This is a genomic window from Psychrosphaera haliotis, assembly GCF_009728465.1.
Lineage (GTDB): Bacteria > Pseudomonadota > Gammaproteobacteria > Enterobacterales > Alteromonadaceae > Psychrosphaera > Psychrosphaera haliotis.
Genome location: NZ_WOCD01000005.1, coordinates 18,045 through 43,844, shown reverse-complemented (window position 1 = coordinate 43,844; position 25,800 = coordinate 18,045). Strand labels below are relative to the sequence as shown.

Annotated in this window: 17 protein-coding genes and 2 pseudogenes; 6 read left to right on the top strand and 13 right to left on the bottom strand. The window is 39.2% G+C overall.

Going from position 1 to position 25,800, the window contains the following annotated elements; all coding sequences use genetic code 11:
* Positions 1–28: 28 nt before the first annotated feature.
* Positions 29–1,168, top strand: a complete 1,140-nt coding sequence (gene dnaJ / locus GNP35_RS10760; RefSeq protein WP_155696125.1) for a molecular chaperone DnaJ — start codon at positions 29–31, stop codon at positions 1,166–1,168.
* Between the two features lie 104 nt (positions 1,169–1,272).
* On the opposite strand, the gene GNP35_RS10755 is transcribed toward dnaJ, so the two are convergent.
* From GNP35_RS10755 to GNP35_RS15765, 8 genes and pseudogenes are all read right to left on the bottom strand, one after another.
* Entirely contained in the window at positions 1,273–2,115 is an 843-nt protein-coding gene (locus tag GNP35_RS10755) for a tetratricopeptide repeat protein (RefSeq protein WP_155696124.1), read from the bottom strand.
* A 314-nt stretch (positions 2,116–2,429) separates the two neighbouring features.
* Positions 2,430–4,430, bottom strand: coding sequence for a methyl-accepting chemotaxis protein (locus GNP35_RS10750; protein ID WP_155696123.1), 2,001 nt, complete (start codon positions 4,428–4,430; stop codon positions 2,430–2,432).
* Positions 4,431–4,581: 151 nt separating this feature from the next.
* Positions 4,582–5,343, bottom strand: coding sequence for a sporulation protein (locus tag GNP35_RS10745; RefSeq protein ID WP_155696122.1), 762 nt, complete (start codon positions 5,341–5,343; stop codon positions 4,582–4,584).
* Positions 5,344–5,462: 119 nt separating this feature from the next.
* A complete protein-coding gene (locus tag GNP35_RS10740; RefSeq protein ID WP_155696121.1) occupies positions 5,463–6,404 on the bottom strand; it encodes a sterol desaturase family protein in 942 nt (313 codons plus the stop codon).
* Between the two features lie 15 nt (positions 6,405–6,419).
* On the bottom strand, positions 6,420–8,723 hold the full coding sequence (locus tag GNP35_RS10735; RefSeq protein WP_230961419.1) for a TonB-dependent receptor family protein: 2,304 nt from the start codon (positions 8,721–8,723) through the stop codon (positions 6,420–6,422).
* Positions 8,723–10,003, bottom strand: coding sequence for an imelysin family protein (locus tag GNP35_RS10730; RefSeq protein ID WP_155696120.1), 1,281 nt, complete (start codon positions 10,001–10,003; stop codon positions 8,723–8,725). The genes GNP35_RS10735 and GNP35_RS10730 overlap by 1 nt, the downstream gene beginning before the upstream one ends.
* A 94-nt stretch (positions 10,004–10,097) precedes the next feature.
* A pseudogene (locus GNP35_RS15770) lies at positions 10,098–10,844 on the bottom strand (DUF4856 domain-containing protein); the annotation flags it as partial.
* A gap of 38 nt (positions 10,845–10,882) precedes the next feature.
* Positions 10,883–11,437: a hypothetical protein gene (locus GNP35_RS15765; RefSeq protein WP_230961418.1), complete on the bottom strand. Its 555-nt coding sequence runs from the start codon at positions 11,435–11,437 to the stop codon at positions 10,883–10,885.
* Positions 11,438–11,462: 25 nt separating this feature from the next.
* Between GNP35_RS15765 and GNP35_RS15760 the strand changes: the two genes are divergently transcribed.
* The gene (locus GNP35_RS15760; RefSeq protein WP_230961417.1) at positions 11,463–11,732 is read left to right on the top strand and encodes a hypothetical protein; all 270 of its coding nucleotides are present in this window, start codon (positions 11,463–11,465) and stop codon (positions 11,730–11,732) included.
* Between the two features lie 173 nt (positions 11,733–11,905).
* On the opposite strand, the gene rluA is transcribed toward GNP35_RS15760, so the two are convergent.
* Complete coding sequence (gene rluA / locus GNP35_RS10720) at positions 11,906–12,574, bottom strand: bifunctional tRNA pseudouridine(32) synthase/23S rRNA pseudouridine(746) synthase RluA (protein WP_330997790.1); 669 nt, start codon at positions 12,572–12,574, stop codon at positions 11,906–11,908.
* Between the two features lie 113 nt (positions 12,575–12,687).
* A pseudogene (rapA, locus tag GNP35_RS10715) lies at positions 12,688–15,563 on the bottom strand (RNA polymerase-associated protein RapA).
* Positions 15,564–15,829: 266 nt separating this feature from the next.
* Between rapA and GNP35_RS10710 the strand changes: the two are divergent.
* Genes GNP35_RS10710 through GNP35_RS10700 form a run of 3 tightly spaced genes read left to right on the top strand, consistent with a single transcriptional unit; the run spans position 15,830 to position 20,876 of the window.
* The gene (locus GNP35_RS10710; protein ID WP_155696119.1) at positions 15,830–17,257 is read left to right on the top strand and encodes a PhoH family protein; all 1,428 of its coding nucleotides are present in this window, start codon (positions 15,830–15,832) and stop codon (positions 17,255–17,257) included.
* 39 nt (positions 17,258–17,296) lie between these two features.
* The gene (locus GNP35_RS10705) at positions 17,297–18,781 is read left to right on the top strand and encodes a PAS domain-containing protein (RefSeq protein ID WP_155696118.1); all 1,485 of its coding nucleotides are present in this window, start codon (positions 17,297–17,299) and stop codon (positions 18,779–18,781) included.
* Positions 18,782–18,800: 19 nt separating this feature from the next.
* Positions 18,801–20,876 (top strand): ATP-binding protein, encoded by a 2,076-nt coding sequence (locus GNP35_RS10700; protein ID WP_155696117.1) that lies wholly within the window; start codon positions 18,801–18,803, stop codon positions 20,874–20,876.
* 60 nt (positions 20,877–20,936) lie between these two features.
* Here the strand turns inward: GNP35_RS10700 and GNP35_RS10695 are convergent, their stop codons facing one another.
* The 3 genes from GNP35_RS10695 to nadK all read right to left on the bottom strand — a co-directional run bounded on the left by GNP35_RS10695 (position 20,937) and on the right by nadK (position 24,635).
* Entirely contained in the window at positions 20,937–21,917 is a 981-nt protein-coding gene (locus GNP35_RS10695) for a hypothetical protein (protein ID WP_155696116.1), read from the bottom strand.
* Positions 21,918–21,988: 71 nt separating this feature from the next.
* Positions 21,989–23,662, bottom strand: a complete 1,674-nt coding sequence (recN, locus tag GNP35_RS10690) for a DNA repair protein RecN (RefSeq protein WP_155696115.1) — start codon at positions 23,660–23,662, stop codon at positions 21,989–21,991.
* Positions 23,663–23,753: 91 nt separating this feature from the next.
* Entirely contained in the window at positions 23,754–24,635 is an 882-nt protein-coding gene (gene nadK, locus GNP35_RS10685) for an NAD(+) kinase (RefSeq protein WP_155696114.1), read from the bottom strand.
* Positions 24,636–24,733: 98 nt separating this feature from the next.
* Here nadK and hrcA point away from each other — a divergent pair, with 98 nt between their 5' ends.
* The gene (hrcA, locus tag GNP35_RS10680; protein ID WP_330997848.1) at positions 24,734–25,750 is read left to right on the top strand and encodes a heat-inducible transcriptional repressor HrcA; all 1,017 of its coding nucleotides are present in this window, start codon (positions 24,734–24,736) and stop codon (positions 25,748–25,750) included.
* Positions 25,751–25,800 lie beyond the last annotated feature (50 nt).

Here is a 25,800-nt window from a genome sequence, read left to right as displayed (position 1 = left end):
ATTAAAATAACAAGGTACTTTTTTTATTATGTCTAAACGCGATTATTATGAAGTTCTAGGTGTCGACAAGAGCGCATCAGAGCGTGACATCAAAAAAGCGTACAAGCGCCTAGCGATGAAGTATCACCCAGACCGTACCGCTGGTGATAAAGACTTAGAAGTTAAATTCAAAGAAGTGAAAGAAGCTTACGAGATTCTTTCCGACGAAGATAAGCGTCATAAATACGACCAGCATGGTCATGCTGCGTTTGAACACGGTCATGGCGGAGGCGGCGGTTTCGGCGGCGGTCATGGCGACTTTTCAGATGTATTTGGCGACGTTTTTGGTGACATCTTCGGTGGTGGTCGCAGAGGCGGTGGCGGTCAACGTCAGCAACGTGGTTCGGACCTGCGATATAACTTAGAAATGAGTTTAGAAGACGCAGTACGTGGCAAAGAGCTTGAGATAAAGGTGCCTACTTGGGTTTCTTGTAAACCATGTGATGGTTCAGGTGCAAAAGCTGGATCTAAGCCAAAAACCTGTGGTACTTGTCACGGAGCTGGTCAAGTTCAAATGCGTCAGGGCTTTTTTGCTGTACAACAGCCATGTCCAACGTGTCATGGTCAAGGTCAAATTATTTCTGACCCTTGTAATAGCTGTCATGGTCAAGGTCGAGTTGAAAAGACTAAGACGTTATCTGTGAAAATACCAGCAGGTGTAGACACAGGTGACAGAATCCGATTGGCGGGTGAAGGTGAAGCGGGAGCAAATAGTGCACCAGCGGGTGACCTGTTTGTTCAAGTACATGTAAAAGACCACCCTATTTTTGTTCGCGACGGCAGCAACTTATATTGTGAAGTACCAATTGGCTTTACAACTGCGGCGTTAGGTGGAGAAATTGAAGTTCCAACACTTGATGGTCGAGCAAAGCTTAAAGTGCCATCTGAAACTCAAACTGGCAAGATGTTCCGCTTGCGTGGTAAAGGTGTTAAGTCTGTTCGTGGTGGTGCGGTTGGTGATTTACTTTGTAAAGTAATGATTGAAACACCAGTCAACTTAAATGACTCACAAAAAGACTTACTACGAAAGTTTGAAGAAACAATGTCAGGTAAAACGTCAAAGTACCGTCCAAAAGAGCAGGGATTTTTTGACGGTGTTAAGAAGTTTTTTGATGACTTAACTGGTTAATATTTATAGTTAAGTCATACAGTCGACCTACTCGAACATAAAAAGCCAGCATCACTGCTGGCTTTTTTTAACCTGAACCTTAAGTTAAAGCCAAAGTTAAACCACTATTTTTCAGAAATATAAGTCGTTAATTGATCCCACGTATTAACTTGATAATCGTTTAAGTAGGAAGGGTTGATAAGACTCATCACCTTTTTAGTCTTCTGTTTGTTTTTTTGATTGAAATAGAAATTAGCTAAATGCAACCTTGATGTTGTGACTGAAATATTATGGCCATCTAAATTAGCGTAATCTAGCGCTTTTTTAAACATCAATTCAGCGTTCTGCGGATTATCCAAGTAGATATAGGCATGTCCAATATGCCCATAAATTACCATTATTTGTTGGTTATGACGGAGTGCCTTAGCGTATGGCAGGGCAGAAAGGTAAGCGGCTAAAGACTGCTGATGATCACCCGTTTGCCTGTATAAGTGCCCAAGATTGCCATATAGCTCTAACTTAAAATGATCATCTTTACTATTTTTAAAACGCCTCTCTAGTGACAATAGAATACTCAATGACTCATCATATCTTTTAAGATCTAACAAAAGATTAGCGATACGAATGCTTCGAAGTGGGGCATAAAAAGAGTTGTTAATCTCAATAAGATTTAATTTTGCTTCTTCTATTAACTTTAGTGCTTGGCTGCGTCGTTCACTAACTATTAAAACCTTAGCTTTATATATCGTAAGGTAACTTGAAAATAGCGGAGGCGTGTTCTCTATTTTTATAGCCGCAATTGCTTTTTCTGCGGCTGTAAATTCCTTTATGCTTATTAATGACTCAATCTGTAAAAGTTTTAAATTGAACCAAGGTAAAGTGTAAGGTGTGGAGTGCGCTATTTTCTGATTTGCTTCAGCTAGACATTCTTTTGATGGCACAGAACAATGCTCAAAGTTTTTGAACATGTTACTTGCAGATACTTTGAGCGAACATATGCACAGAAAACTGCTTATTAACGCTAAACGGACAAGGTTCACCTAAACTCTCTTTTAACTCGTAGTGTGGCAAGTTATTTAATAAAGTTGATAATACTATTAAGTTTTTTCAAATCAAGGAGGATAATGAGAGCGTGTTTCTACAAAACTAGAGTTTAATGGCAAGTGTGAAGTTAACTCACTGAATTTGCTTAATTTAAAGAAAGTTGCTTAATTTAAAGAAGATTATTGAATTTAAAGAAAAAGCCAGCAAGGCTGGCTTATTAGTTTTTTATATTTAGTTTTTATACTTTGAATTGCCCCATTACTCTTGAAAGTTGGTCTGCCGCAACAATCATGGCATTAATAGAGTCCGTAGCGCCTTGGGTTTCTGTAACAGAATCATCCGCTAATGACTTCAAGTGTCCAACGTTTTTAGATACGGAATGTGCAGTTGCAGTCTGTTCTGTACTAGCCTGAGAGATCGATTCAGTTTGTTGCTGTATCTCATGAATTGCAGTGGTAATCTCTCGCAACGTCTCTTCAATCTTTTGAGTTTGACTGATGCTTCGTTGAGCGTAGTCACGACTTTCTTCCATAACACTCTCAGCCTGAGACGCACTACTACGAAGACCTTCAATGATATTTTGAATATTGGCGGTAGACTCTTGAGTTCGACTAGCCAATGTTCTGACTTCATCAGCTACAACCGCAAAACCCCTGCCTTGCTCGCCGGCTCTCGCTGCTTCAATGGCCGCATTTAGTGCAAGTAAGTTAGTTTGTTCTGCGATAGTGCGGATAACATCTAGTACTTCACCTACGTTCTCTGAGTCTTGTCTTAGATTTCTTACCACATCGGCTGCGCCCAATACATTTTTAGACAAGGCTGTGATATCGGTAATAGCGCTGTTAACGACTTTAGCTCCATTCACCACTTGTTCTTCGGCAAGTGCGGCGTGCGTCATCGCTTGGGACGTATTTTTTGCCATTTGTTCACTGGTATACGCCAGCTCTTCCGAAGCACTTGCCACTTGAACAATTTCAGACTTTTCTTTATCAACTAGTCTTATGATCTCAGTTGAAGTTTCTTCCACCTGCGCCGACCTATCATGCACGTGATGTGAAATCTCGATGGACTCTTTAACTAACAACTGAATTTTGCTGATAAAGCCGTTGAACTCAGCTGCTAATGTACCAATTTCATCGTGCCTAGAGTCGTCAATTCGTTTTGTTAAATCGCCATCACCTCTTGAGATGTCTTTCATCGCAGAAACAAGGTTTTTAATTGGTTTAATAATTGGTTTTGTTGCTGCATAAACTAAAGCACAAACCACTAGCATTGTTATTACAACCCAGGCTGTGTTTTTAGCAATGGCGTCATTTACAGGTTCATCAATGACAGTGTCTGGTACTACAAAGCCAAGTCTCCACCTCATTTTTGGGTAGTCACTTTCAATAGAGGTATATAAAACCGTATGCGGTGTGTTATTCCAGGTAACAGACGACTTACCTTTTGATCTTTTTGTTACTAGCTTTGAAAAGTCACCAAAGCCTTCCGCACTTCTAAAATTATCATCTACATCTTGAATAAGTGAGCCTGGAGGAAAGTCTTCACTAAAGCTTGGGAAATAAACGAGCTTACCTTCATCGGTGACCAAAAAAGCAAAACCTTCGCCTTCATACTTTATTTTGCTTAGTAGCTCTTCACCAATAGTTGTAACCAAAATATCCATGCCAGCTATACCAATAAGTTTTCGTTTACTGTCATAAAGCGGTGTTTTTACGGTGGCGCTAATAGAACCATCATTGGCATCGATGGCAGGATCAGAAACGTACAGTGAGCCTTTTTGTTGAGCTTCACCCCACCAAGGGCGCTTGCTTGTGTAGTAATTTAAATCGTTGTGTCGACCTTCGAGGTCAAAGTATTCAAAGGTATTGCCTGAACCAAAAAAGATGCTTTTTATCGTAGGGTCTTGGTCAGAAAAATACTTAAAGTATCGGGTAATCTCTCGATGTTCTTCGTCAGAGCTTAAGTCGCCACCGCGATCATTATAATTGCTAAACCAGTCCAACACTTGAGGACTAGCAAAAACACTATGAATAACTTGGCCTTTGGCTTCGAAGAAGCTTTTTATTTCCATTGCATTACTTTCTACGATGTTGCCAATGCCGGATTCAACCCGCTTAACAGTATCTTCTTTGACACTGAAAACATGGTTTGTACCAACAATTATAGACAAAATAAATAATGGAAGAACGGTCCAAAAGACCAATTGACGAGCAATAGATTGGTTTATAAAGCGCATATTTTACTACCTAACTACGTAAGTTTTATTATTATTATTCCTTTCGAATCTAATGTACCGTATGTAGATAAAATGCACAAAACTTTATATAAGAAAAAGGCCTACCAGTTAGTAAGCCTTTGTTTAATATTGGTATATACTGAATTTCAAATTAGAGCCATTGCTCCAATTTAGATTTTATTTGTTGATAATTAGCACTATTTGGCAAAATTTCACTAAAGTAGGCATCACCACCTAGGAATCTATCTTTCTCAACTAAGATACCTACAGCACCATCTAGGTTTACAAAACTAAGCTCGGCTTCGCTACTTGAAAATAGCCCAGCTTGACGTTTAAATTCAAACTCTTGGTAGCAGTTAACGCTCGACTGAAACCCGTTACCACGTAGGTAGCCCTTTTCAACATCCACTTTTAAGATTTTATAGCCTAGCTCGTACATGGCTTCTACAGCGTGTTTTTGAAAAGAGGTAGGGTGAATGTCTAAATAATCCTTATCTGAACTATCTAAACCTTTATCAATATCCAGCCCTGTGGCGATCCAAACTTTAGACAGGCTGTTGGCAACAGCGGTAACTGGGGTTTCCGGATGAAGAGAAATAGTCAGATCATATTCTATTGTTTGGCCAGCCTCTAAAATTGAATTACTTAGACCGAGTTCCTGTGGAGTCATCGCCCAACGACTTAAAATAACAGTCTCGTTAACTTTAATTTCGCTATCGCCCAAGTCCTTTTCCGACTTAGCACTGGTGCATAGCGCTAACTCTAAGCCATTAATATCTTGCTCAACGGAATCACTTGCCTGAATAACAATCCTTAAGTTGCATTCACTTCCTGGATTAAGTTGCTCAGATAAAATGAACGTATCCACTTTTGCGCTACCAATACCGACACTTGCTAATAATTTTTTAAACATGTTTAAGCCCTAACTATCCTTATGATTATTTTATATATAAGGTATTTAGCGAAAGATTCAAGTAGCGTTATATTTTGTTACAAGATAAGTGTTTAAAGGAAAGGGTCTAAAGGAAGGGGTTAGTCTCTATCAAAAGGGCTTAAATAAGCTTGCATAACACTTCGTAACTTTGTGCCCTTCACACCAAATGTAAGGTCTTGTGTTGTGGTATTGCTAGTAATTAAAGTACCCGCCATGCGATCCCATATAGCCAATGCAGTGCCAAAGTTCTTATCGATATGAGGCGTTGCCTGACTATGATGTATTTGATGCTGAGCAGGTGAAATAAACCATTTTTCTATCCGTTTATTCCAACATAACCAAACTTGAGAATGTCTTAAATTTGCACCAAGCATGTTAAATATAAATACCGCAACATTCGCACCTGCAATATCGTAAAAACTCAATTTCGATTTAAATAAGTACACGCCTAAACCTATTGTGATTGCGTTAACTAATAAAAGTCGTGAGGCATATAAAAAGCTTTCTATAGGATGAGTCCGATAAACGGTTAAAGGAGTCATCACTTCAGCACTGTGGTGTAGCCTATGGAAACGCCATAAAAACGGAACCTTGTGCATTAGTGCATGTAAAAGGAATCGTGTGAGGTCATCTAATACAAATAGAAAGGCGGTGAAACTAGTAAGTACAACCCACTCTGGTGCGGCAATAGTGATTTCGCCAAAGACTGCAGTTAAGGTTTTATGAGTTGCAATCGCAACAGGAGCAACAGCAAATAGCAGCGGCGTGATTATCCATGCTTTTATCAGTAGGTTTATAAACCAAATTTTACTATCTAGAATTGATGAGGGGTGAAAAAGCACTTCCCGACCAAATGACTTGCGCCAATTCCACACTCCCGTTTTTTTGTATTCTGTGCGGTAGACTAAAAAAACTAATACAAATGTTGATACTAAATAACCCCAATAAAGCCTTTTATTAGGGCTAAGCAAATGAACGTTGGCGTCTTGCCACAAGAGTGACAAAACGTTGTTCAATTCATTAAACACTTCTATTAGCATTTTAGATATTACTTACTAAAAATTATATTTATAACCAATAAACGCTTGTTGAGGTTTACTTGGTCTAGCGCCAAATGGTCGCCTACTAACTAACGCAACTTTGTCGGTAATATTATCGACTTTAAAGTAAACCGTATGGTTGGCATTAATATAATAGTTTGCAGATAAATCGATAACTGTATAACTGTCAGTTTCTAAACCAGATAACGCGACATTGTCACCAGCCGCTTCCGGCATACTGCCTACATATTTAACTAGTAAGTTTAGTTGCCAGTCATTGCTTTCTAAACCTAAGTTAACCGTTAATTGATCTTCTGGTAAATAAGGCACTGAATCACCAGCGCTTACATCACCCCACAACTCAAAGTCAGAAGCAAAGTCAGATTTAAACTCCGAATGTGTTCGTGTATAGGTAACGGACCATGGTAGGTCTAATTCAGAAGTTAAGGTTTCACGGCGCTGTAAGTTAAACTCAAGACCAGTAACATCAACCTCTCCACCGTTATACTCTTGATCCAACTTAGCTGTGTTAGTACAAGAAGCAGAGGTAGAAAAAGAACAGCTTTCTTTTAAGTTATCGAAATCATTAAAAAATAGAACGGTTTCAAGTTGGGTCTTTTGATCGTTGTATCTTAGGCCAAGCTCATAGTTCACACTACTCTCAGGTTTAATCTCTGCATTTTGTTTAGGGCTTGTTGGTACAAAACCTTCATGAACGCCACCAAAAATACCAAGTTCAGAGGTTAATGTGTAAAACGCAGATGCACTGTAAAGCCAAGTTTTAGACTCTTTTTCTTGCCAATCGGTATTTTTTCCTTCGGCTTCATTTTGATAACGGCTGTCAATAATTTCACCGCGCCCGCCTATGGTGATATTCAGATCATCAATTTGAATTGTATCCGCTAGATAAATAGACACGGCTTCTGTTTCTTCATAATCAACGGTAGTGAATTTGGTGCCAATTTGATCTGGTGTCATCACACTATCTAGCATCAGATAGTTTTGCTCAAAATGATCGCGATCAATTCTATCTTTATGGAATCGAATTCCAGTGCTAATGAGATTTTCAAAACCGGCCAGTTCAAATGATAGTTTTAAATCACTCTGTAAACCCTTTGAATAATAAGAACGGTCATTAGTCCCTACAACAATTTGCTCATAAATTTCTTCAGAGTTTTTTTGTCCTGTTAGCACTTGATAGTAGTTTTGGTTAACTTCTGTATTTGGATTGGCAACAATTTCCTGCAACGTACGATCAATGGCACCATTGCCTATTTGATTAAAACCATTCACTTTGCGCCAAGCACGCTCAAAAGTATTGTTATACAAACGCGTGGTTACGTTAAGGCTATCATTGGATAGGCGATGAGTGAATTGGACTTGTTCGTGATCCCAATCCATATTGCCCACTTGGCTAGCAGCGTAACGACGATATGGACTCTCTTTAAAGTCAGTATCCGTTAAGCCCATGTAAGTCTCATTTGAAACTTCATCTGCGGCGGCTAACTTAAGCTCAAAAGACTGCTCAAGGTTTGTGTTAAATAAGCTAATTTGATGATCAAAAACAACTTTGGCCATCACGTCATTTTTATCAAAGCCAGTATCTTTTTCAAAAAGACTGTTTTCAACGAAGTCGATGTCCTTAAAACCATCAGCTTGTGTATGCAAGGCTTCAATAACAAAACCAAGGTTACCGCTATCTAACGATACTGAGTTACCAACATGTCCGTGGAGCTTCTTATAACCGTTAGAGCCTAGCCCAACTTCGACTTGACCCTCAAAGCTGTCAGGTACAGCACGCGTTGTCATATTTAAGGTGCCAGCTACGGTATTCGGTCCAAATTTTATAGCCGCAGGCCCTTTTACTACTTCTACAGATGTCATTCGAGCAACCGTTGGGAAGTAATATGCCGCTGGCGCAGAGTAGGGTGCAGGACCAATTAATACGCCGTCTTCAAGAATATTAATTTTTTTAGAGCGCTCAGGCGTCACACCCCTAAAACCAATGTTAGGTCTTAATCCGTAACCGTCTTCTTGACGAATATTTACACCAGGGACATTAGCCAACACACGATGGATGTCGTCATATTCGTACTTTTCTAAAATAAGCTCATCAAGCAAGGTGGCAGAACCAGACTCTTTACGCAGCTTGTTGTCTCGGCCAATTATTTGAATGTGTTCAATGTTTTTTGATTTTTCTGCGCTGTTTGGCGCTTCATTATTTGTTTCACTTTGATTAGCCAAAACTGGAGAAGAGGCAATACTTAAAGCGGACAAAACACTTAAGGTGATCAGTGATTTCATAGCTTGATTTTTCATTAATCAGCGTCTCCTGCAGATGAGCTTGGCAGTTGTAGTGATAAAAATACGATAAAGGCAGACTTTAAATTATCAGTGACTTTTTTAGTTTGAGCGTAAAGCTCTTGCACTCTTGCTGGGTTATTTTGCACGGCGTCGGCAAAGCTACCTTCAGTCTCAAAAGATTCTATTGCGGCGATAGCAGCGGTAATATCGGCACGCATTTCATTCGCTAATGATTCGGCGTCAACAGCAGTCAAGTAATCGTCAAATGCAAGTTGAGTCGCAGGGTCGCTTCCTTGGAAAATTAACAGCATGGCTTCTAAGTTAGATTGTACATTTGCAAGTGAGTGCTCGCTAATGTTTGACTCTATATCGTTTAGGCAGGTTGATGTACCGCAGCTATTTGTTATAAGGCCAATCGGCGAACCTAGTTTAGCGTCCTTAGTAATAGTATCTAAATAAAACAGCCCATCGGTTAAATGGTTAATAGCAGCATCAATATTCTCAAAACTAGAATTGCTGTTTGAGTCATTTGCTGTTTTTAAACTCGTTTCAAAATCAATAATAGTGTTGCTTCCGTTTTCACTACTCCAAGCTGAACTTAGCTCACCAGCAGTTGCAACTAAATCTGATGCAACTTCGGTAGCAAACTTACAACGTGCAACTTTGCGTTCAAGTTCAGGTCTATCATTCCAACCTTTTGGCCCGAGGCTATCGGTTTTACAGCTATGCGCTAATGACTCAGTAAATAGTAAGTGCTCCAAGGCGTCTAGGCCTTTACGGTTTGCGGTTCTGTTTTTAATGTCGTAAGGACTGCCTGAGACGTTGCCGTTTTCAAAATAACTAACATCTAAATCAACGGCGCATTGGCTATCAACAGGCCATGAGTAGATTTGGTTTCGCAAATAACTCTCATCAGTACCCACAGGGCCAACTTGCATCATTTCTACTTGTTGCCAGCGGTACATGGTGTTTTTCCATGCTTCTTGCGCTGTCGTTTTTAGAGTGGGGTCTTCTGCTTGATTCGTTTGTAACGCTTCACAATAAGATTCAACCGCGACTAGTTGATTCTGAGCGTTTACTAAAACATCTTCAATTGCAGGTAAATAAACGTGATCAACCAAATCATTAACCATTTGCTGTTTATCAAATGTAGTATTGTTACTCCCAGAGCCTGATTGTGCGCCACTAAATCCTGTTCCAGACGTACTGTCTTGTGAGTCGCTGCATGCTGCGGTGATTGAAAGAGTGCATGCTATGAGAATTGCTTGCTTAACATGCTTTAAATTTGTATTCATTTAAGTTGAACCCCATTACAAGATGTAATTGTTTTAATCTGTAAAAACGCAAAAAGGCCGACAAAAGTCAGCCTTATTATTTTAATGTCAGTTGTTACCAACTTGTAGTATTTTCTGCATTAAATTCATAAGCTTGTTGAAGTACAAGCCTAACTTCAGCTAAATCTAATAAATATTGAACAACGCCGTCACCTGATAGTACGGGAGCGTCTTGTAAAAGTTCATTAATTTTAGTGTATTGGGCATCAGTTAACTTTTTATGCGGGTTAAACTGAAGGCTAATAGCAAAGCCTTTTAGTTCAGACCAGTGCTTGGCTAAATCTGCATAGTTAAAGTCTTCTGTGCCTAAGTCAGCATAATCAGCTAGAACGTCATTTACATAGTGCACAACGGTTGCTGCAATAGCATATTCCCAATTAGCAACGGCCTCGTCACGGAACTCTAAAAGTGAAGCCATTTGAGCATCAGTTAACTCAGCACCAACATTTTCATTAATTAATGCGCGGCCTTGTAAAAAGGCTTGCATTGCGGCTTCAGTAAAGTCGGTCGGCATTGAGTTTGAAGCGGTGCCAAGATCACGTTTTGCTGCGTTTTGTGAATGACCAAAATTATATTCTGAATTTAAATCAATCATACCGCTTGTATCTGTATCGTACATGCCTTGGTAATTGTCACGCCCACCTTTGCTTGCGATTTCTTCATCCGTATAGCTAAGGTAATCGCGAGCTGCACCAAAGTAACCAAAACCTTCATCATATTGATGTTCTAAGTTTGTATAACTTTTACCGTCAACTAACATTTCGTTACTAGTGTTTAGGCCTTTGTTCTCAACATTTGCATCAAGATAGTCATCTGTACCTTGCGAATATGCAACCGCTCCTAATAGCGTTTTTGTATTAACTGTTTGTAGTCTAGTCCGTTTTCACTAAGGTAAACTTTAGTAATAACGTCGCCATTAATGTCTTCACGGGTTGCACCAGAGGCTGCGATTTCTGCATTCTCTGCGACTTTTTCGAAGAAAAATTGAATAAGCTCTTCAGGAGTTTGGCTGCCTTTTTCTCCAAATGCGTAAAACTCTGTGCTCCAGTCTTTATGTTGACCTGTAGCATCGTTACCGGCAATTTTGCCTGATAAGTCTTTTGTACTGCCAGATATATCAGAAAGTAGTTTCTGCTCAGCTTCGCCATAAATGCTTAATGTGAGCGCTCTGTCGCTGTAAACTGCATATTCTTCGTCAGTTGTTTTGTAATATGAGTTTAAAGCAGTCATTGCTTGTGCTTTAGTTGTCACATCTAAGTTATCAATATCGTTTTGTAAGCCAGAATCAATATAGTTATTCAGTTCTGCGATTAACACGTGACGAGCTACTTGGCCTGAATATGAAACACTATTTTCATTACTTAACTTGTTTGTAAATGCGTATACGTCAAGCACGTCTTCAATATCAATAGTTAGTGTTTTGGTAAAAGATAAGTTGCCAGAGTCTGTAACGGTAACTTCAACATCAATAGAAGTCGCGAACTCAAAATCAACGGCGAAATCAGGTGATAACGATAGAGTATTGCCATCAATTACAAACGATTGGCTTGATGTGGTGAATGTAAACGTATCAGAGTTGTTTACATCAGTCGCGGATAGAGTACCAACTTCAGCACCTAGGCTGTTTTCAATAACGCTATTGCTAGAGATAGTTATATTGGTTGGCGCTTCATTTTATCGCTGTCGCTAGATGAACATGCCGTTAACTGAGTTGCTGCAATTACAACAAGACTAAGAATTGACTTTTTAAACATTTAAACACCCACGTAATGTTAATGAGAATTGTTATCATTATTTGAGTGGACTATAATCTAAAGTCAAATGCGAATCAATCGCATTTGCTTAAAACTTAGAAATAATTATCTAAAAGTCACATTTTTTGTAAAAGGTGAGCCATTCTTCTGTTTTTGGGTGCTGTATCTGCAATTGCTCTGCATGCAAGTTGAGTCTGTCGGCAAGAGCAACAATATCATCTGGCGCGTAGAGTCTATCACCAATGATTGGGTGACCTAACTGCTGCATATGAACACGGAGTTGATGACTGCGGCCTGTGATAGGCGTTAATTTTACACGAGTAACGGGGTGACCATTAATGTCGTATCGGTTAAGTACCTCATAATACGTCATACTCGCTTTGCCGGTTTCGTAACACACCTTTTGTTTTGGACGATTTGGCCAATCAACAATTAGTGGGAAATCTATATGCCCATTGTCATCCTTTAAGTGACCGTCAACCACCGCAATGTAGTACTTTCCTGTTGTGCGCTCCGCAAACTGTCTATTTAAATGACGCGTCGCGTCAATGTGCATCGACATTACCATTACACCTGAGGTCATCATGTCTAAACGATGAACTACGCAAGACAATGGCCATACGGCTTGAACGCGGCTCATTAGAGAGTCGAAGTGATCTTTTTTACGGCCTGGAACACTAAGCAAACCACTAGGTTTATTAAGCACAACAATATCTTCATCTTGATAAAGAATGTCTAAATATGGGGTTGTTGGAGGTTGGTAATGTAATATGGCCACAAGGAATCAATATAAAAAATGGGATAAACCTAAGTTTACCCCATTTTATTGGTTAGGATAATTGCCTTAACAAATTAAATCCTAAATACCGCTATGTTTTATACAACTCAATATTAACTGTTGTCTGCAACCAATAGTCTAATTGCGTCTAATTGAACCTGTGCTGAGTCAATTTCTGCAACGCTGTGCTCTAGTTGCAACTCTAAAAATTCAATTTCTTCGTCTCGAATACTAGGGTTAATTGCCTGCAACGCTCGCATACGATCAAGTTCACTTTGACGATCTGCAATTAGCTTTTCTTTTGCTGCTTTTACAATGCTATCAACTTGAGGTTGAACATTGCTATTCGCGATTTCCAAAAGCTTAATAACTTCTGGCTTTAATGCGCCAATAAGCTGCGTAGCCATGGTTTTCTTAACGTTCTTTAAACTTGCATCCATTGAGCCTTGTTTTACTTTAGGAGCTAAGTCATTACCATTTTTATCTAACATCATTCTTACCGGTGTATTCGGTAAGTAGCGGTGTAATTGCAAGTTACGAGGTGCGTTAGTGGTAATCAAAAAGTTAAGCTCTAAGAAGTATGTACCGGCTGGCAACTTCTTATTCTTTAGTAAACATACCGATGTATTTCCCAAGTCAGAGCTGGTTAACATATCAAGCACGCCTGTTGTCATTGGATGTTCCCAGCTTAAGAAGTGCTGGTCTTCTTGCGAAAGTGCAGTATCTCGCTCAAAACAAACTGTCATTCCGTCATTCTGAAGAGCAGGGAAATGCTCCGTCATCATGTGTTCGCCAGGTTTAAGTATAAAGCTATAAGCAGACTTCTCTTCAGTGTTAACACCAAAGTGATCCCAAATCTGCGTCATGAATGACATGAGCTCGGTACTATCATCTATCTCATCAATGGTTTCGCAAATTTCTGTTGCTCGCTCTCCACCGCTAGAGTTAATTTCAAGTAAACGGTCTCGGCCTTGTTCCACTTCTAACTTAAGGGCTTGGTTTGCTACTTCGCATTGGTTAATTAGGTCCTGTAAGACTTCATCATCTTGAGAGTTCAAAACCGTTTGTTGAATAGCATTTAGGTTTTGCTCAAAAACAACTCGTGCAGTGGTACTTGTTTGCTCAAAAGCGTTAAACGCGTTGTGATAAAACTTAAATAAGTTCTCTGCTGCACTGCCTTCAATGTATGGCACATGAATCTTCACTGTTTCAGTTTGACCTATACGGTCTAATCGACCGATTCTTTGTTCCAACAAGTCCGGGTTGGCTGGTAAGTCAAACAATACTAAGTGGTGAGCAAATTGAAAGTTTCGGCCTTCTGAACCAATTTCTGAACATACTAGTGCTTGTGCACTTTTTTCTTCATCAGCAAAATAGGCTGCGGCTTTATCTCGCTCTACAATTGTCATTCCTTCATGGAAAACCGTAGAACGTAAACCTTCTTGCTCAAATAATGCATCATCTAATTGCATAGCCGTGTTGGCATGGGCACAAATAACCAATACCTTTTCATCTTTGTTAGCAATTAAAAACTCACAAAGCCACTTCACTCGCGGATCGACCTGTGACCAAGTAGAAAGACTTTCAGAGTTAGGTTTATGGCGAAGTTCAGGGTGCATACCAAGCAGTTCAATTCCTGGAGCAAACAATTCTGGTCGAGGCAGCGGATATGATGTCACTTTACGTTCCGGGAACCCCTTTATTCCTTGGCGGCTATTGCGGAACATTATGCGCCCAGTCCCGTGTCTATCTAGTAAGTCTGTAATTAAACGGCTGGCTATTTGAGCCTTGTCTTGCTCTGATTGGTATTGACTAATAGAAGCTAAACTACTTTCGTCATCAAGTAATACAGATAACGATTCGACTTCTTTGCTAGTTAACTCTTGTTGCTCAAGTAATTTATTCGCTATGTCGGCAACAGCTTTGTACTCAAGTTCTTCTTTTGATAAGTTGCGTAATCATGAAATCGATTAGGGTCTAAAAGTTGCAGACGAGTAAAGTGACCATAATGTCCTAGTTGATCTGGTGTTGCGGTTAGAAGAATTAGCCCTTTTGTCGCCTGGCCAATTTCTTGAATATGCTCATATAACGCATTAGCGGCGTCATCATTGTTGTCGTTTTCTGGTGGAGAGATGTGGTGTGCTTCATCAACTACAACAAGGTCCCAGTTGGTGCCTGTTAGTGTTGACTGCCATTTACCACTTCGAGATAACCATTCTTGACTAACAAAAACAAGTTGTTCATTTTCAAATACGTTTTTAGTTGGATCTGATTCGGCTTCCGCTTCACAGCGTTGGTCATCAAATAAGGCAAACTTCAAATTAAAACGTCGTAACATTTCAACAAGCCACTGATGCTGAAGACTTTCAGGTAATACAATTAACACACGAGATGCGCGCCCTGAAATAAGCTGCTGGTGGATTATAAGACCCGCTTCTATCGTTTTACCTAAACCAACTTCATCGGATAACAAAACTCTTGGTGCAAAACGCTTACCAACGGTATCTGCAATATAAAGCTGATGGGGAATAAGACTTACTCGAGCACCTAACAAACCATGTAAAGAGAAAGTTTCTAATTCCGCTTTTTTCTGATGAGCTTCCAGTCGCAAGCTAAACCAGTGTTTTCGGTCGTATGCGCCAGTATATAAACGTGATTCTGGGTTGTTTAACTTAACGTGGTGGTCCAACATTATTTCTTTAACGCTAACCACTTCTTCATTATCAATTCTTTGGCCATGATAAACCAAAGTCTCACCCACGGTTTCAACGTCCGAAACCTTAAACTCAAAACCTTCCATACTGGTAATCGTATCGCCAACAGAGTATTCAACACGCATTAAAGGCGCTTGATCTATGGCATACTGACGAGTTTCTTCGGCACCCGAAAATAGGACCTGCACAAATCTATTATCAACCTTGATAACGGTACCTAATCCTAAATCAAACTCAGCTTGGCTAACCCAACGCTGGCCTATCGAAAAACTCATATAATCTCCAATGGTTAAAAGCCGAAAAAAAGGCGCGTAGTCTACTCCCTTCTGCGTCAAAAATCGTTGTTAAATTCAAAAAATCCTTATTCGGTATTAAACATAGGCCACCTTTGATTATTTGTTGAGTGATCTGTTTTATTTTTATTCAATCATTTAGTAGTGCGTTGTTTGTTCTAATGAAATAATTTTCATCAAATTGTCATCAATGATGTGAAATATTAACTACAGTTAAAGTAGGGACGATAATTTAAAAGGTGCACTGAATGGTTAATGTTAGTAGCAACATAAGTAGCGATAAAAAAGATAATAAAGCTAAGTTATTTGTATTAGATACCAATATATTACTGCATGACCCTCATGCTTATTTCAACTTCCAAGAGCATGATGTGGTGATCCCCATGACTGTTCTTGAAGAGCTAGACCATATTAAAGACAGGCACAAAGATGTGTCGCGAGATGCACGCGTTGCTATTCGCTCTTTAGAAACGACTCTGCATGATGTTGAACCAGAAGAAATGATAGAAGGCGTTCCTTTAAATCGTGGTGAATTAAAGGACAGTAGCGTTACCGGCCATCTAATCATCATGAATGACCATCACATTACTAGTGAAATTTCGGGTTTACCTGGCGGCGAAAATGATAATCGTATAATCAATGCGGCTTTGCACCTTCAAAAAGAACGTCCAAAGGTTACCGTTGTTTTAGTCACTAAAGACATAAACATGCGGTTAAAAGCCAAAGGTGCAGGTTTAAAGCGAGTTGAAGACTACACGACAGATCAGCTCATAGATGACATAGAGTTTTTAACAAAAGGTTTTGAACAAGTTGAAGGTGACTTTTGGGCAAATGTAAAAAATGTAGAAACGGTGAAAGATGGCCGTGATGCAAAACATACGGTAGACCGAAGTGCTTTAGAAAATGTATTTATAAATGAGTACGTCTTAGATACGGATACTGACTTTGCTGGCCGTGTGTCAGCAATCTCACCAGATAAAGCAGAATTAATGGATTTAAGCCGTACAAGACTTATGTCTCGAAAAGCTTGGGGAATATCACCAAAAAACATATATCAGGCAATGGCATTTAATGCACTGTTGGATCCAAATATTGAACTCGTTATTTTGACTGGCCCAGCGGGTTGCGGTAAAACTTTGTTAGCGTTAGCGTTAGCGTCTGCATTGGAAATGGTAATAGAACAAGGTATTTACGATAAAGTATTGGTCACTAGAAATACGCCTGAGATAGCAGAGTCCATAGGCTTTTTACCTGGCACGGAAGAAGAAAAAATGGCGCCTTGGTTAGCGGCGATTACAGACTCACTTGAAGTACTTCATAAACAAGATGAAAACCCAAGTTCCAGTCTTAATTACATCATGGAAAAGGCTAATATTCAGTTTAAGTCAGTTAATTTTATGCGTGGCCGAAGTATTCAAAATGCCATTGTATTACTCGACGAATGCCAAAATTTAACTGCATCCCAGCTTAAAACCATTATTACTCGTTGCGGAGAGGGCACTAAACTGGTGTGTTCAGGAAATTTGTCACAAATTGATAGTAACTATTTAACTGCGGTCACTTCTGGTTTAACCTATATCGTTGAGAGGTTTAAGGACTTTGAAGGTAGTGCTACTGTTAATTTGAATGGGGTAGTGCGCAGCCGCTTAGCGCAGTTTGCAGAGGAAAACCTTTAGTCTTTAAATCACATGCAGTGATTTTCATAAGGCATAAATTTGAATCCTTTTATAAAAGGCAAAGTAGATAAAATAGTGATCGCAGGGATTATTCTTGTGATCCTATTTGTTTGCCTTGTTATTTCTCCCTTTTATTTAAAGGAAAGAGAAATCAATCGTGAACAAGCGTTTGCGAAAGAGAAGTTAAACCTTGAGCTTCTTCAACTTCGAACATCATCAATAAAAACAGTGTTGCACGATACCGCTGAAACACTCGTTGAAGGGTTGGAAAAGCAAAGTAAAAAGTTTTCATCACTGGCAGATTTAACCGTTTCAACCGCCGGGCTTAACGAAACCGATTTTGGTGAGTTTCAATTGAAACGCTATTCACTGCTTTCCTCCGCTACCAATAAACAAACTAATATTCCTGCCAAAGACGATTTGCACTACGTATTAGCGCAGTCTTCTTCATTTTTGTCGACATTCAATGTGCTAAGCAAAAACAACTCCATAGAGGCAATGTATATTGTTGCTGATATGGGAGAGTACACTTACCAAGTACTACAAAATCAAAACGATACATTTTCTATTTCACTTCTAGAATGGCTTAGTTTAAATAAAAGCAAGTTTAGCGGAAACGGAAGCATTAGTAATATGGTTCTTACTCCTCCGTTAGCCAACCGTAGTACGTTAGAAAACTTTATACTTGTATCACTCCCAGTTACCAACCAAAAACCAGTGTATCTAATAATTGAATTAGATCTGTCGGAGTTGTCTCTTGAGGTGGGCGGTTCGACTAAATACGTGTTATGGCAAAAAGAAAACGCTAGAGTGGTGAGCTCAAATATCGAAATTGGCGCAGAAACAACTTCAAATGTTCAAAGCTTTTTACTTTCTAAATATATCCCCAAGCCTTGGCACGATATATTGTTTGCTGGTGAAGCAACAGACAGTATTTACACATCAATTGATAAAAACGAATATGTCATTAAAGTCGCTCACGTTTATAACTCCGACTATTTAGCGTTTTTCTATAAAAATACTCAAAGCATGCAAGCCGCTTTGTGGCAAACCGTGATGATAGAGGGGTTTAAAATAATTGCAGTAGGTGTTGTGGGGTTAGCAATTTTATACCTATTGGTTTACTACTTATTTGCGAAACCTATTTCCAACTTTCTTAATTTTGTTGAACAACAAAATAGCCTGTATGAACGTGACTCAACCCAAAAGCCAAAAGGTTGGGAGCCTTGGTTTGAGAAAATCGCGGTTTCCTATGATGACAATCGTAAGTTGTTTAACTCACTAGTAGCAAAAAATAAGCAACTCGACGACAAAATTAGACGACGAACCCATGAGTTGCAACTACAAACAATATCTAAAGATAGGAACCTTGCTCTAAACAGAGCCATCATCAACTCTATTCCAGATATGATCTATTACAAAAACATAGATGGTAGCTTTGTGGGATGCAATAAGTCCTTCGAGTCTCTATGTGGAATAAATGAAGACCAACTGGTAACGAGAAACTGTAGAAGATGTCTTTGAAGAGCGGTTAGCTCAAGAATTGTCGAATTTTGATTTTCAGGCTTTACGTTCTAAACGTTTGTTCTCGGCAAAGGTGTGGCAAAAAGTAGGAGATGAAGATGTTTTCATTAATTGGCTTGTCGCCCCTATTAGTAATAGCGAAGGTGAGGTGTTAGGTACGGTAGGTTTAGGCAGGGACATTACGGAACAGGATGCAAACTTACGACAAATAGAGCAGGCTCGATATGACGCTGAACAGGCAAACTTAGCTAAAAGTGAATTTATTGCCAATATGAGCCATGAAATTCGAACTCCAATGAACGCAATCATTGGCATGCTGGAGTTGCTGAATAATACGGCGCCTACTGCATTGCAATCAACCTACCTTGGTGTGGCCGAATCTTCATCTCGTCATCTTTTACAGGTTATAAACGACATCTTAGACTTCTCTAAAATGAATGCAGGGATGTTGGAGCTTACCTATGAAGAAGTTAATTTGAATGATGTTTTAGACATTTCCTTTGCTAATAGCTTAGCTACGGCAATGGAAAAAGATCTAATTTTAGATATCCAACTACCCCCAAAATTTCCTGAGTTGTTTAATACCGACAAGATTAGGCTGAGCCAAATATTTACCAATTTAATTAACAACGCAGTTAAGTTCACCAAAGAAGGCCAAGTGCTATTCAAAGCTAAAGTACTCGCGGAAAACAATGATGACGTAATGGTTATGTTTACAGTAACGGATACGGGGATTGGGATACCAAAAGACAGGCAGCGTATTATATTTGATGCTTTTTCCCAAGCTGATACGTCTATTACGAGGCAGTACGGTGGTACTGGTCTTGGTTTAGCTATTGTATTCCAGTTAGTTGAACTTATGAATGGTGAAATAAGGGTTGAAAGTACGGAAGGCAGTGGTACTAGCTTTCATGTTGTATTGCCGCTTCAAAAAATTGCAGAGCAAGCTAAAGTCCATACGAGTGAAAAGCATTGGGTTGTATTTGCGACTAATCCAATGCTTGAACAGTTTTTATTGAATAAGCTAATTACATTTCATCAGGATGCAAAAGTATTAAATAGAGAACTACCATCCTCGATGTTAATTAAAGAAAATACGGTTTTAATCTGTCAGCCAGCACTTGTTGAACTGCTCCCTAGTGACTGGAAAGAGGCAATAAAGTCCGGTGTAATTGAATATCAACCGATAATTTTTAATTTGTCTACTTTTACAAAAACTATGCTTGGTGATTTGCCTTATAGACCTATTTTATCAATGCCATTTAGCACAAGTGCACTTGTCGCTAACTTCCACGAATTAAGTAACGACGAAAAACACCAAAACTTTTGCCAAGGTGCGCATATATTAATCGTAGAAGATAACGTAGTTAACCAGCAGGTAACTGCTCTAATCTTAGATTCACTTGGTGCAACATATGATATTGCTGACAATGGTTTAGAAGGTTTGAGGAAAGTAAATAAAAATCAGTTTGATGCTGTGCTGGTGGATATTCAAATGCCAGTTATGGATGGCCTTACCTTTGCTAAAAAGGTTCGGGCGCAAAACAGATTTGAAACATTGCCTTTAATTGCGATGACTGCACATACCAGACCAGAAGATCAGAAGCGATCAATTGAGGCGGGTATGTCTCTTCATATCAATAAGCCTATTGAAAGAACTCGATTGGTGAATGCTCTGATGACTTATGTAACATTCGATAATAAAGAGCCCACCCAAGGTGCTAAAGGGTTACAAGAAGTGCACGCTAGCTTGCCAGCAAAAGTATTGGATACGGAAAGCTTATTAAAACAAGTTGGTGGTAACTTTGGCTTAATGTTAAAGCTTCTTACCTTGTTTAAAGACTCAAAACTTGCAGAGTTAAAAAGTATAAGCACAGAGGTCAATGATATGGAAAGCGTAGTGCTCTTTTCTAAGTTTCATAACGTTGAAGGTATGTTGGCCAATATTAGAGCAAGCGCAAGCGTAATTGCTATTCAACAATTGCGTGCTGCAGTTAAAGCGGAAGAAGGCCAGGTGATTCGCCAGTCTGTGATTAACTGGGACAATGCAATAAAAAGACTAGAGAAAGAAATTTGTTCATTGGTTTCCCAATAAGTTCCTAATGGTTTACTCAATGAGTACCTAAAGGTTTCTTAATAAAAATCCAATAAGGACTCAATAAAGTTTCTCAATATTATAAATACCTGAATCGATGTAGCGTAAAGAGCTGTCAGCGGCATCAGCAAAAGGTATTAAAGCAGGCCCCACTGGTTCTGTTAGGACGAAGTTTAAGCCATCAACTTCTATTGATTTATCATCGGACAATACCGACACGTTCATTCCTAGGAGTGCATGCTCTGGAAGGAAGATCATCACCATTCTCAACTTCGGGTAAAGTTGTTTCATAATATGAGCAAAAAGAGTTGCTTTGCTATCACAATCTCCTTTGTTGTGATTTAAAACATGAATAGGAGGCAAGTAACCAGCACCATTGCTAGTGGTTCTACTTTCCATTTCATCATATGGGATTGTTTGTATCCAACTCAACAAAAACTTAGCCATTACGCGGGCAGTTGCATTAGGCATTTTTTCTTTCAATGCTTTTATAATGGGTGCGGTGGCGTCGGTTCCTTCATTAACAAACCGTTGGTGATCAGGCTTAAAATGAATTGTGTTACTTTGCTCAGAGCCGATGATGCCATTAAATTCAATATAGTATTCTTGCCTTAAATACTCTTTGAGGGAATCTAAATAAACTTGGTTTAACTTTGCTTCTGTTTTAGCAGGCCATTTAGGGTCTTGGCTTTGCAATGTAAATTCAATGTTAGTTTGAGACGGTAAGATTTTTACTTTACCAGCTCTGGGATCTAGCTCACTAATCGCTATTTTAAGCTGCTTTAAAGAAAACATTCTGAGTAAAGAAGGGCGCAACGCTTTAAAATGACGATACTCATTACTCAGATCTTTTTTTGTAAGTTGGAAAGCAAAGGTTTGTTGCATTTCGTTTTCATCAAGCCAAACATAATTAAACTCAATTGAATTGCCTTGGTTATATTTATTAAAGTTAAGCTGTTTAGCACATAGACCAAAAGAGCTAATGACTAACATGGAGATCAAAAGTTTAAGGGGGAATTTAATACTCACTAATTGTGTCATCAGTAATTTTGACCTTTTGTCATGTAAGCTCTGCTTTATGCGCTTAATTCCGAACCTAGCTCGATACCTAACTATGCTGCTTGAGCAATAGCTAAGAGCTCTTTAGCATTCGCTCTTGTTGTATCAGAAATAATATCGCCACCTAATAATCTTGCTAGCTCATCAACTCTTTCTGTTTCTGTCAATAATGCCATTTTTGTTTCCGTGGCGTTATTAACATTAAACTTGTTTACAAATTGTTGCTGCTGCCCAAAACTCGCTACTTGGGGTAAATGAGTCACACAAATAACTTGTGTGTTTTTACTCAACGATTTCATTAACCGCCCTACAGCAGAAGCGGTTGGTCCAGATACACCAACATCAACTTCGTCAAATAATAGCGTCGGGGTAGTTACCTTTTCAGCAATAATAACTTGAATCGCTAGGCTAATACGGCTTAGCTCACCACCGGATGCAACTTTTGCTAGTGGCTGTAATGCTTGCCCTTGGTTTGCGCTTACTAAAAACTCAACTGAATCGAAACCAAACTTGGAGAATGACGATTCATCACTTTTTATTGCAAGTTCAAATTGAGCGCCAGCCATATTTAGGCTTTGCATACTCTTTGTGATTTCAATGGTAAGTTTAGCGGCATTTTTTGTTCGAACTGTAGTTAATTTTAGAGCCAGTTCAAAATATTGTACTTTCGCTTGGTCAATCTCAACTTCGAGTGCATCTAGTTTTTCATCCGTTATAGACAGACTCTCTAACTCTTCGGTTAAAGACTGTAATTTAGCTGGTAAGTCGTTTGGTTCAACTTGATGCTTTCGGGCTAGATCCACTAAAGTAGATAAACGAATTTCTATTTCACTTAAACGTTGAGGGTTAATGTCTAAGTTATCTGAGTAATTTCTTAGTTCCCCCGCACCTTCTTCTAGTTGTATCAAAGCTGTATTTAGCAGTTCAACCGTTTGCGAAAGTTGTTCATCAATCGCCGCTGAGCGGTTTAGAGTAGACATTACGTTTTGCAAAACTGAATAGGCATTACCGTCTTCATTTTCATAAAGAAGGTCTAACGCCTGAAGGCTACTAGAAAGTAACTCCTGACCATGGTGTAAACGTTGATGCTCTTTTTCTATTTCCGAATATTCGTCAATAATCAAATTGGCTTCAACAAGTTCATCAACTTGGTATTGGAGTAATTGCTTTTGAGCGCTGAATTCTTCTTGTTGTTGTTTTAGCGTTTCTAACTGACGGCTTTTTTCATGCCACTGTTTATAAGCGTAAGACACTTGTTGGGATAACTTAGTAGAACCACCAAACTCATCAAGTAGGTTTCGCTGGAAGTCAGGTTTTGTTAGTAAAGTATGTGCATGTTGACCGTGAATACTTACTAACTGGGAACCCAAAGATTTTAATTGAGAGGCTGGTACGGGAGTACCATTAATATAGGCTTTTGAACGACCCTCTTTAGAGATGACTCTACGAAGTATGCAATCATTATCGCTTAAGAGGTCTTGGTCTTTTAACCATTCTATTGCCAACGGTAGGTTTTCTACATCAAAACTGGCAATTACTTCAGCTTTATCAGCCCCAGTTCGTACCATTGATGCATCACTTCGTTCACCAAGCGCTTGTGCTAAAGCGTCAATAGCAATTGATTTACCGGCACCTGTTTCACCGGTAATTGTGGTCATAGCTTGATGCCAATTGACTTCGAGTTGACGAACAATGGCAAAATTTTTAATGGCAATAGAAACTAGCATAAATTTATCATTCAATTAAACAACTGTTGTTACATACAGTAATTGGTTTTCGCTAATCTGTCCAATTTTAATTCAATTGAAAATAAAAAATTTAGTAGTTTTGTCTGCCCCAGTTCAATTTTTTTCTAAGAACATCGTAGTAGTCATAGGCAACTGGGTGAATTAGCCTTAAACCGAGTGGGTGCTTTTTAATGATCACTTCGTCACCAGGCATTACAGAAAGCATAATATGGCTATCACAGCTTATTTGTAGTTGCGCGTCATTTGAATTTGATACAACAATACGTACTTCACTATCTGCATCAACGACTAAAGGCCTGCTACTTAATGTATGTGGAAACATAGGGATTAATGAAATAGCGTTTAAGTCTGGATGAACAATAGGTCCGCCGCCCGATAAAGAGTAAGCTGTTGATCCCGTAGGGGTGCTTACTATTAAACCGTCCGAGCGTTGGTGGAATACAAAGCTGTTATTAATATAGGCTTCAAACTCAATCATATGGGCAATTTTATCAGCATGCAGAACAACTTCGTTAACGGCGGAGTTACTTGCTTTGACTGTTTGGTGTCTGTGAACGCTCACATCAAGCAAAAAACGCATTTCAGTTTTGAACTCACCTGCAATGACTGACTTTAACGTTGATTTGAAGTTTTCTGGGTCTAGGTCCGTTAAAAATCCAAGGTTACCACGGTTAACACCAATGACCGCAACATCAAAACGGCTCAGCACTCGAGCTGCCCCCAACATGTTGCCATCACCACCAACAACAATTGCTAAGTCACATCGCTTTCCGAGGTCAACTAAACTAGCAGATTCTATTTGACTATCAGATACATATTCCTCAATCTGCTCATCAACAATGACAATAACTTCTTCGTTTATTAAAAACTGATAAAGCTCGTTTACGGTTTGCATTGTCTCTTCATGATTTGCTTTGCCAATCAAACCAATTGTTTTAAAGTGTTTGTCCATTGATTAATTCCGAATCGCCCAAATAATAGCATTAACGCGTTATAGCTTGTTTCACCCTGAAAATGAAGTCAGAGTATTAATTTAGATGATAAAAATAAATAAAAATCAAAGAAACTGAAGCGGTACTTGAGTTGGTGATCAAGAGTTACTTGTCACTTGGCGTGCCAATATCATCTAAGTTTATCGTGGCAGAGTCTGGCATTAATGCAAGCCCAGCAACAATTCGAAACGTAATGATGGGGCTTGAGCGAGATGGCTTCATTTATTCTCCGCATACTAGCGCAGGCCGAATACCAACTACCGCCGGATTGCGTCACTATGTAAATCAATTGCTAAGTTTTGAATCTGCCGACGAGGGTATGCTTCAACAGCTAAGCGCCAGTTTAGAAAAGTCTAAAACGCCACCTGAAATGTGTAACAAAGCTGCTCGAATGATTGCTGATATGACAAATCTAACGGGCCTTGTTGCCATGCCAAAAACAAACAATGTAATGATCCGTCAGTTAGAGCTTGTTCGTCTAGCTGATCAACGTTTGTTGTGCGTGCTAATTGACCAACATGACGAAGTTCAAAACCGAGTGGTGGATTTACCGTTTGTTGTGACGGACGTTTTACTGCAAAACACGTTACAAATGTTGAACTCAGCCTTAGCTGGTTTCTCATTAGAAGAAGGGCAGCAGCGGCTTTCTTATTTTATGAAACAATCGAGCGATGAGGTGCAAGCCTTAGTTAAGGCCGCGCTGTTTGGCGATGCGGTAGAATTAAATGAACAGGTGCTTTTTAGAGCCGGGGAAACAAGATTATTAAACGATGAGATTGCGACCGATACTGCAAACTTGAGAAATGTGCTAAAAAGCGTTTCAAATATCTCAGTGCTACAACCTCTTTTCTCGTCATGTTGTACAAGTCAGAATGTTCATGTATTTATCGGTGACGAAATTGGCATCGATTCTTTAAAGAATTGCTCTATTGTTGCTAAGTCGTTTTACAAGGACAATAAAGTGGCTGGTGTCATGGCTGTGGTAGGTCCTAAACGTATGGACTATCAGTCGGTCATATTATCTGTCGATTTATCGACGAATATTCTAACATCGGCCTTGAATCATCAGCAGTAATCCCCATAATACGCACCATACACATTTTATTTAACACATCAGTTTGGAGT